The sequence below is a fragment of the Vibrio sp. JZG10 genome (assembly GCF_054064075.1).
In genome coordinates, this window is sequence record NZ_JBSUGE010000041.1 from 1 (window position 1) to 9,301 (window position 9,301).

The window sequence follows — 9,301 nt, forward strand, 5'->3', positions numbered from 1 at the left end:
CTCCCTAATGGAGTATACAGTAAAAACTATGTTTATTTGCGCGTGAGTGAGTGACAGCCCTTTACTGACAATGCTTCTTGTGGGCATATAAAGCGTACATACTATGTATATTAGTGTGTACGCTTTTTTATCCCTGAAGGCTTAGCAAGATGATGGCCTCACTGCGTGAAACCATCACCCTTCCCAGAGGGTATTTAGGGGAAATGATGGTAAAGTAAAATAATAAAGCCACTCCTGACGCTCGCGCAGCTCACTACTCGCTAGGCATTTATGATTTTTCTTGACCATCTTTTTGATTGCTATGAAAAGGTTCAATACAAACAACTTCTCCAATCAATATTCACTTGTTAAGTTGGTTCAGGGTTAACTTTTACAACTAAATCTTCGATTCCATTTTTCTCTAGTAATTCATTGAGTTCTTGATCGGTAATAACCTTTCGGGATCGAATTGCGCGAACCAGTTTAGGGAACTCATTACTACCTGTAATCTGATTGTTTTCTGAGGCAACATTAATAATCTTACTTATATGCTCCTTCGAAAAATCAGAAACATAGCTCCTTGTTTCCTCCACCCAGCCGTTTGCTTCATAAAAATTATTGGAACGAGCGTATATATCGATCATTCGATCGATTATTCTGTCATCTATATCAAATGGGATGATATCTCTTAACTCTCTCATTGTGGCTCTGCCTAAGCGTTTTTCGGCAGATTTCAGTAAAGGCTTATAGTTTAACAACTGTTCGAAGTAATCAAAATCTTCCGACGGAAGATCAGATACATATGAAGTTAGTTTAAGTTTTACCACATTGTCTAAGTATACCCATGAGTCATCAATGTTCACCAACAAGCTTACGGCATACTTCAATTCTTTGTCTGGCACTTGCTGAACTATCCGAGATAGATCTTTATTAAGAATTTCATCGTATTGCACTTTATGTAGTATCCCAATAGCGCCGATAACTGAATGGATCTTCATTTTTAAAAGGGCATCTATTTCTGGGTTTAGTGCCTTTTTAAATAGTACGACCATCACATTTCTCAAAAGGCTATGTCTTGGCTTAATAAGTGGGCTACTTTTGAGTGTTAACAGTATATCTTCCTTCCTTGTCGGAAAATATTTTGACTCTACTTCAGAAATTAAACGCTCTAGAGCATACTTGCCTTGTGAAGGTGGGAATTGAAGTAAGTGATTAACCGCTGACCTTATATGCAACCTCGCTAGCTCAGCCGAGGGGTTGAATATTTCACCTTCGAGATTCATTGAAGGATGTGCGCAACGATTTCTATCTTCTTGGAGGCGCTCTAAGTCCACACTTTCGGTATGTGAAATTAGCTCAAGTTTATCTCTGGCTACTTCTACAATTTCTCGTTCGAGTTGCAAAAATCTTGATATATCATTGATTCTTCTTGCCTTTTCAAGTTCCTCAACTTGTTTTTCAGCTTCTTTGTCACCTAAAGACGATAGCTCTTTAAACTTATCAATTAGATCGAAAGTGACTGCAATCCATGTAGAAACTATGGATGAACGAAATGCACCTGATTTGTAACATTCAACAGCTTCTTTGATATACTTTTTGGCTTTATCATCCCGACACTTCAAAACAAGCTCATCAAGATCTGCTAATGGTGATGCCATTTTTTTCCTATGCTCTAACATAATTTTGATAACGTCATACTAAAAACATTAGAGTAACTTAGTCAAAGAAGAAATTACCTTTATGTAACAACGATCTATCGTAACGCACATAGGATAGTATGAGTTTAAAATGCTTATTTCAGTAGCTCTTTCAAGTAACTATTCCGCTTATGAGAGTGACTAGGTGCCTCGGTGATCTGCTTCATGTCATCACTACTACCAACGATATGGATTTCACTTTCAGCTCTCGTGATTGCCGTATAGAGCCATGCTCTATCTACTATCCTACCTTTTTGCAGGGCAATAATGATGCGCGGGAATTGTGACCCTTGGGCTTTATGTAGGGTGATTGCATAACCCAACTCCATGCTGTCGAGAACGGATTGTGTTATCTCGACCTTTTCACCTGTATCTAGCGTCACTTCACCGTAACTATCACCAGAAGGTTTGGCGTTGGTTAGCATACCAAGTGAGCCGTTCTGAATGCCTTTGCCATAATGGTTCTGCGTGAATAACACCACATCATTCATGCGAAGTGGCAAAAAGAACTTATCACCATTGATTTCGAACTCAAGACTAGTGCTATCTGGGTTAACGGCTTGTTGGGTGAGTTTATTGATTTCTGATACGAGTGCCTTGGTTGGAGCCATGACGCGACTGCTTTCTGGAGATTCTTGGTAAAGCTCACAACAGACTTTGGCAATGTCTGTTTTACTGGTTTCGTGAAAGTGTATTGCACCTGTGCTTAATTGTTCAGGCACCATTCCTTGATTAATGAGCTTTGAATATTCGGGGATACCCGTTGAACCTTCTTGTCTCTTAACGATGTCTAGCATCGTATTCGCCACCGTTTTTGCTTCAACGATGTCTGACAACACCTTACCGCAGCCAATTGGTGGCAGTTGGTCGGGGTCGCCCGTGAATATCAATCGTACAGAGGGGTGAATGTGATTTACTAGGCGATACATGGTCGGTAGGTCAATCATGCTCGCCTCATCGATGACCAGTAGGTGATTAGTGTTCTCGGCACTGGGTTCAATGGGTTCTTCACGCAGCAATTTGGCAATGGTTGAAGTGACAAAACCAATGGACTCATGAAGTCTCATTGCAGCGCGACCGCTGAGCGCCACGGCGTGTATTTTAAACCCGAGTTGATGGTAAGCCCTGAGCGCCGTTCTCAGCACCGTGGTCTTGCCTGTTCCTGCACCGCCCGTAATACAGCTTAGCGAATTATCCAGACACGTTGTGACGGCTTCGGTTTGTTTAGGGGTTAATTCGTAGGGAAGTTCGGCAACCGCAGAGCAATAGGCGGCATTGGCTCTTTCATCAAACAAGTCACTTCGCTTAATCAGTGTTTTTAAGCGCTTGGCAACGACACTTTCCATCAGAAGTTGCGCCGTTGGATGGTAGGTTCCTATGTCGGGATTTAAAATGTACTGCGCTTTATCGTGACCTGACTGGAACGCCTGAGTGACCAGTGCTTTGTTTTTCAGTAACTTGTAGAGATAAGGGCGTACATTGGCATGAGTGGTATAGGTATGACCTTTTTCAATCTCTTTTCGAATTGCCATTTCCAGAGCCGCACTGAGTCTTCTTGGGTCATCCTGCGCGACATCGCTCTTAAAATCCGTTACCTTGATAATATCTTCAATGGCACTAAACGAAAGACCAAATCCCATCAAAACATAAGGATTATACTTAATTGCCTTTATGGAGGCTTCACCGTGATGCCTGAGCAGTCGTTGTTGCACACTGGCGGGGATGTTGTGATCGCTCATCCAGTTGCAATACGCCAAATTTTTGTATTTGGCGTATCCCTTAAAGAGTGCTTCTACTGAATCGTTACTCAGAATCGATGTCAGGTGTTTTCTGGACTCTGGGGTGTCATTTTTTAGTGTGGCATGAAAGTCTGTGCCTAAGAACTGCCAGAGCGCTCTGGCTTTGCTTTCGCCAATACCCTTGAAGTCACTTTCTCTGGCGATAAAGCGTATCAGTTGCTCACCCGTTTCAGGCAAAGTGCATTCAACATGCTTAGGTGATTCATAGGTGTGCTGCTGCATCACATAATTACCTATCTCCATATTTTCTATCTGGCGAGCGCCTTTGACTGACCAATGCTGACCCAGAGTTGGAAGCACAGGGATGCTATCGGGGTCGGCTTTGATGGTGACGTAATACTTCCCACTATTGGTTTTGTAAGAGTCTTTCGCCAGCGGTACACCGCTGAATATCACCATCTTGGTCGAGCGATAAGGGATACTGGTTACACGCATTTGGTCTTCATGCAAAGCGGCATTCATCGTGGCATCAACCCCATTTCAGATAAGGTTTCGGACAATTCACCAAAGCGCTCAAGTTGCTTTTCAAGCTCTTTAACCTTGGCTTTTAATTCAATGTTCTCAGCCTCTAATGACGACACCCGCTTTGAGTCTAGAAGCTTACGGTTGGCGGTATTATCGTAGGCTTTAGGCTTATCCGCATTCTTCTGGGCAGTCTCGGTTAAAGGTGGCAGGACACCTTTAACGCGCAGTTCATCTTCTAAGGCTTTGAGTGCTTTCTTGAGGGCAGGATTTTGGTTTAAAGCCGATTTTCCACAACCAATACCCTTTGCCACTTCAATACGATTAAGCTGACCTCTGAACACGATTTGTTTAAACTCATCGTCCGTCTGCGTTGCTTTCCAGACCTCAAATGCCTCAAGGTTTTGTTGCGCTTTCTGCTGCCCACTTGCCATCAATCATCTACCTCACCCAATAGTTTGCGAAGCCCTGTGACAAAGCCTCTTGGGAATACTTCGCTGTTGTACTCCATGTCTTTTACCTGACCTGCTTGAGTATATTGCCAGTCGTTCTTTTCCATGCATTCGTCAGAAATGGCATACGCTAAGGCTTTTTTCTCTGATTCTGTGAGTACGCCTGATAGGGATGGCAGCACTTCCACGCTTGGTTCTGCGGTGGTGTCAAACTGGCGCACAGGGCGTTTGTCGATGGTTATATTGGCGTGTTGTTTGAGCAAATTGACTTCTTTGCGATAGCGGTTTCGCTCCGCAATGATTTGACCAAACAAGGCGCGTACCGCAGGGTCTGGGATGCGCTCTAACAGCTTATTATCCGCAGGGATAGATTTAGACCGTGAGGTGTTGGATAACGGTTTTTTGGTACTGGTATTGTACTTTGCCGCCCATGCTTCGATGAGGGTGCGATAGTGCTTGTTGCGGGTAGCACGTAAAGCCTCATACGCCAATCCGCCATTTTCGGCAGACACCCGCCCTATTTGCGTGATAGAGAAGTCACGCTGACCTGATTCTGCATAGGCTTTCAGCGTGTCGTTGAGCTTATCGAGGTTTTGCTGTGTGCGCGGCACTTTACCTTCTTTCAAGTCAGCCAGAATGACATCAATATCTAATTCCATTAGTTCTCCAATAGGTTCGGTAGTGAGATACCATCTAGGTTCATGACTTTATTACTCAGAGCATGAATACCGCCAAACAATAGCTTATTGTCGGTCAGATATTCACCCGCTTCGATGTAGTTCGCCACCTTGCGGTAGCCTTCGAGCTTGTCGTCAGGATCAGCGATTTTCGCCATTTGGCGCAGCATGGCATTGGCAGCGATGAGCTGTTGTTTGTCGTCCATTTCCATGAAAATCGGCTCAAAGCCTTTTTTCATCAGCACACGGCTAAGTTGTCGAGAGCGCTTTTCTATCACAGGCGTTTTACGCAGTTCGTCCTGCAAATCAGGGTAGAATTCTGCATCGTCACAAAGCAGCGATAGGTGCAGCAACTCAGAGTCGGTTTCAATAAACTTCAAGGCATGGCTGACATCTTGCTCAGAGCCAACCGCAATTAATTTATCTTTGGTGTCATCCTCACCTCTAGCTTCTTCAACACAAATGATTTTATGGATCAGTTCAAAGCACTTTATCCAGTCTTCAGCGTATTCACTTGCTTCGACTTGCTGCTTTTCCCAGCGGCGCTGTAGGGTTTGCAGCTTATCGTGTTTGATAAACGGCTTACCTTGCTCTTCACAGAAGAACTGCTCATCTTTCAGAGCTTCCAGCTCACCTTCGATTTCTACAGATAGGTTAGCCGCTTGATGCGCTTTATAACTCAGTTGATTGAAGTGGGCGTTGAGTGCAGGTAAATATCGAGCCTCAGTAATGAACCAGCGACAGCGAATACAGTTTTCAGCGCCGTGCGGCACGCTATCATAAATGCGATTTTGAGCAGTTTTCGAATCCCTAATCAATTCACCACCGTTCCAGCACCCTCCAAGGGTACTGATCTCATCGGATTTTACGGTGTTACCGCCGACCAAACACATCCCACACGAGCGCTCCTCCCAGCCAATTGGATTGCGATTAGCCAGCGCTGCCTGAATGCTACCCTCGCTGTGATACACCATCTTGCATTGGATCTGCTCCATCGAGGCATCTCTAAGGAAGTTGCGCACCGATTGTTTGGATTTAGCATCCAGTTCTCCATGTGCTTCATCCATTTTCTCTGCCATTACAGACGGAGTAATCTTGTTGTAGTAGATGGTCATCAACAGGCGCGTATGACCCGCCAATAGTTTAGAAATCACAGGTAATGGCAGTTGTGTGTCCATCGTGTAAGCCGTAATAAGCGAAACACGCAAACTGTGCAATGGAAAGAGTGTGGCAACCTTAGCGTTGCTAGTAGCACCTTCGGGGTAATCCACAACCAGTTCCAATCGTTCACCGTTATCCAGTGTGTTACCCTGCTTTGCGAGTTGTTTTCCTAACGTTGATAACAGTTGATACCAAAATGTTTTTAATCTATTAAACGCAATTGGCTTGTGTTTATCTACACTCTTAGCTGATGCATCACGAAACAGAAAGGATATTTCCCCCATGCTTTCTAGTTGTTTTTTAGATTTTTTAAAATGGGTGTGCTTATTCAGCAATGTAGTACAGTCCGTGGGTTTTGTAATCGGATTGTATTTTTCTTGCCAGTTACGCAGTTTTTCCAGCCAGTACAACACTTCCTCGTTTTGCCAAGGAATGATGTAGCCCCGTTCAAGTTCGTCTTTGTTCTGGTCGGCTGTTTTGTTGGTATTGATATACAAGCCTGCGGAATACAACCCTGTCATGGTATCGTGAATGCGGCGGAAGATTCCTTTCCCGAATGGGCGCTTTTTATTTCCAAGCGCAAAATCATGCTTAGTATTCACTACCCATTGACCGTTTTCATAGCGCCATGTATCGGCTTCACCACTGTCTAGCATACGCACCTGATAGGTACGTAGTGGTAGGTGGAGTTTCATGAAAATCACCATCGCTTTTACAGGCGACCAGAGTTGATAAAGTGTGATATTCTTACCTTTTCGAGTTACTTCTTTAGTACGCCATACGCAGTCGGGATCGGACTTATCAATCAACTCAGGCTTGACTTCAAACCAGTCTCCATCACCACCTCTTTCCCTTTGCCCTGATTGCTGTTGCGCCCATGTCCAGTGCCTGAAATGACGATAGTGATAAACTGGAAGCATGGATTCATCGTCCTTGAGGTTTTTCTCAATGACGGTCAATTCAGTTTTGTCAGGTAATGGGCAAAGAATTTGGCGCAAATCCTGAATGTAGCGATACGGCAAGGGGTTGCGCACGGTTTCTGTTGCTGAATCTTTACGTTGGATTTTGCTCAGTGGGTTTTGAACCAGTGGCACTAGGTTGCCATTATCATCTTCTTCCGAGAACACTTTCTCGATAACAAAATCAATGAACTCACAAGGATAATTTACGCCTTTTTGGATTATACTAGGGGTATTCTGTGTTTTCTTTACTGCGACTTCCAGCTCTTCACTAGAGCATTTATGCCCTAGATAACCCTTAAAAAACAAATCCACATTACTAATTGCATAAGGCGCACATTCAGCAAGGTAAGATTCAAAGAAGCGCCCCAAAGCATCCCTCTTTAGGTGTATAGCTTCGGTTTGAATTGCCATCCATTCTGACGCTAACTCTTGCCATTGTTGCCACTCAGCACCGAGTGTGACAAGCATCCATGAGAAGGTTAAATCGGATGTACGCCCGTCATTTTTTTTAACTTTATTCGTCGGCACTATTGACCTCTCAGTTTTGAATGTTTGCCAGTGAAGTAACCCTGTGGGTCGATGTCATCAAAACCATGTTCAACCAATACTTTCCAGTCGAGTGCTTTGACTTTGGATTCTGGGTTTGCCAGTTTCAACGTTGCTTGGGTTAATTCATCAGAAATTTTTTTCTGACTCTCACCTGTATAAGCAACCTGGGAATCTAATGATTTATGATGCATACAACGGCGTATTATCAAAGGGCTGAGTCCAGCATATCGCAATCGCCTGCCATAATTGTGTCGATGTCCGTGAGGGTCTTTGCCTTCTGCCTTGTTTGGATCTAATCTAATGCGCCTCAAGCCATTGGCGTAGTTATCATGAAAAGCGTTGATGGTATAAGGATTGCCGAAAGCGCTGTGATGAAACGAAATAAACGCATAAGGGTGGTGACAGTCAATGCTGGCGCGGTACTTTTGGTAGTTTTTCCAAAGTGACATAAACACTTTGCCATAGTCGGCTGGGAACCACTGAACTTGTATGTAGTTATCTTTATGGTCAACCACACGACACTTCCAACCGAGATGTGCAGTGCCTTTCATGCGTTGTCGAGGGATGCGAGCGTATTTTTCTTTTAAGTACGTTTCTCTATTCTGATTTTTAGAACGAACTTCAGGGTCACTTGGAGCTTTACCATCGATTTCATTATAAATCCGAACGATAGCATTATCTGGTTCATAGGGATCTTCAAACACGTCTGTCACCCAAAGCGTTAAAGCTTCACTTTCGCGTAACCCGCCACCGTGCATGAGAAGGACTATTAACTTGTCTCGGAGTGCCACTCGTGGGTCGGTCGCACCACCGATGCCATTCAAGTAAAAATCTTCCCAATGCTTTTCAGGAAAGGCTATTGCGTCATCTTCGGTTTTAGAGAGTGGTGTGCGCCCCTTGATGGTTCGTGCCTTGCGGATAGTTTTATTAACTGCCTTGTCTTCAATATGACCGAGAAAGTCGTTTTGGTTTTTGCGATACCATGCGGCGTAATTCAATCGCTGCTCATGAGGGGTGGCATCACGTAAGGGGTTCATTGATACAGTGCCTTGCTTGTTTGCCAACCAATCGGTGAATGCAGTTAATCGATGAATATGCTTATTCACGCTACTGGTTGAACTTGGCACCCAATATAAACCAGAAGGGTCAATCCCGTCTTCGCCAATTGTTCCCGTGTATAGGCGCTTAGAGAAGGTCTGAAAGAGCAACTTCGGATCGTCAAATAATCCTTTATTTGCTTCCATATAATCCAACAGCAAGGACACCGCTTGAAGAAATCCATTCATGACGGAGTTACTCACACCATCAGCCTCTAGTTTGAGTAGGTAGTCTGTGACAGCGCTTAACTCTCCTTGCTCAGTTAAAAGGATAGGTAGTTGGCTTTTGATGCCCGTATTATCCTCTACAATCGTTGCTCTGACTTTTACTGATGACAATTCATGTTTTCCTTGTACATGAAATACATGAATTTCACTATATACCTAAGAGATTCGTTGTGCAATAAAAAGGCAGATTTCTCTGCCTTAATACACAATATACACCCTTTGTGTTACTGTATATAAC

General features: G+C 43.8%; 6 protein-coding genes. All 6 read right to left on the bottom strand.

Annotation, left to right across the window (positions count from 1 at the left end; genetic code table 11):
- Positions 1 to 347 precede the first annotated feature (347 nt).
- The 6 genes from ACWYVB_RS23720 to gmtY all read right to left on the bottom strand — a co-directional run bounded on the left by ACWYVB_RS23720 (position 348) and on the right by gmtY (position 9,174).
- Positions 348 to 1,637 (bottom strand): hypothetical protein, encoded by a 1,290-nt coding sequence (locus ACWYVB_RS23720; RefSeq protein ID WP_457530402.1) that lies wholly within the window; start codon positions 1,635 to 1,637, stop codon positions 348 to 350.
- Positions 1,638 to 1,771: 134 nt separating this feature from the next.
- Positions 1,772 to 3,910 carry an AAA family ATPase gene (locus ACWYVB_RS23725; protein ID WP_457530404.1) on the bottom strand — a complete coding sequence of 713 codons (2,139 nt, stop codon included), beginning with the start codon at positions 3,908 to 3,910 and terminating at the stop codon, positions 1,772 to 1,774.
- Between the two features lie 23 nt (positions 3,911 to 3,933).
- Positions 3,934 to 4,371 carry a VPA1267 family protein gene (locus tag ACWYVB_RS23730; RefSeq protein ID WP_258644845.1) on the bottom strand — a complete coding sequence of 146 codons (438 nt, stop codon included), beginning with the start codon at positions 4,369 to 4,371 and terminating at the stop codon, positions 3,934 to 3,936.
- The gene (gmtX, locus tag ACWYVB_RS23735; RefSeq protein ID WP_258644844.1) at positions 4,371 to 5,048 is read right to left on the bottom strand and encodes a gamma-mobile-trio protein GmtX; all 678 of its coding nucleotides are present in this window, start codon (positions 5,046 to 5,048) and stop codon (positions 4,371 to 4,373) included. The genes ACWYVB_RS23730 and gmtX overlap by 1 nt, the downstream gene beginning before the upstream one ends.
- Complete coding sequence (gene gmtZ, locus ACWYVB_RS23740) at positions 5,048 to 7,657, bottom strand: gamma-mobile-trio integrase GmtZ (RefSeq protein WP_457530409.1); 2,610 nt, start codon at positions 7,655 to 7,657, stop codon at positions 5,048 to 5,050. The genes gmtX and gmtZ overlap by 1 nt, the downstream gene beginning before the upstream one ends.
- Before the next feature lie 59 nt (positions 7,658 to 7,716).
- On the bottom strand, positions 7,717 to 9,174 hold the full coding sequence (gene gmtY / locus ACWYVB_RS23745) for a gamma-mobile-trio recombinase GmtY (protein ID WP_457530407.1): 1,458 nt from the start codon (positions 9,172 to 9,174) through the stop codon (positions 7,717 to 7,719).
- Between the last annotated feature and the right edge of the window lie 127 nt (positions 9,175 to 9,301).

What these genes read in the sequence shown, in the direction of transcription:
- ACWYVB_RS23725 (WP_457530404.1), bottom strand. Translation starts at nt 3,910, where the DNA reads ATGCGTGTAACCAGTATCCCTTATCGCTCGACCAAGATGGTGATATTC.
- ACWYVB_RS23720 (WP_457530402.1), bottom strand. Translation starts at nt 1,637, where the DNA reads ATGGCATCACCATTAGCAGATCTTGATGAGCTTGTTTTGAAGTGTCGG.
- ACWYVB_RS23730 (WP_258644845.1), bottom strand. Translation starts at nt 4,371, where the DNA reads ATGGCAAGTGGGCAGCAGAAAGCGCAACAAAACCTTGAGGCATTTGAG.
- gmtX (WP_258644844.1), bottom strand. Translation starts at nt 5,048, where the DNA reads ATGGAATTAGATATTGATGTCATTCTGGCTGACTTGAAAGAAGGTAAA.
- gmtZ (WP_457530409.1), bottom strand. Translation starts at nt 7,657, where the DNA reads ATGCTTGTCACACTCGGTGCTGAGTGGCAACAATGGCAAGAGTTAGCG.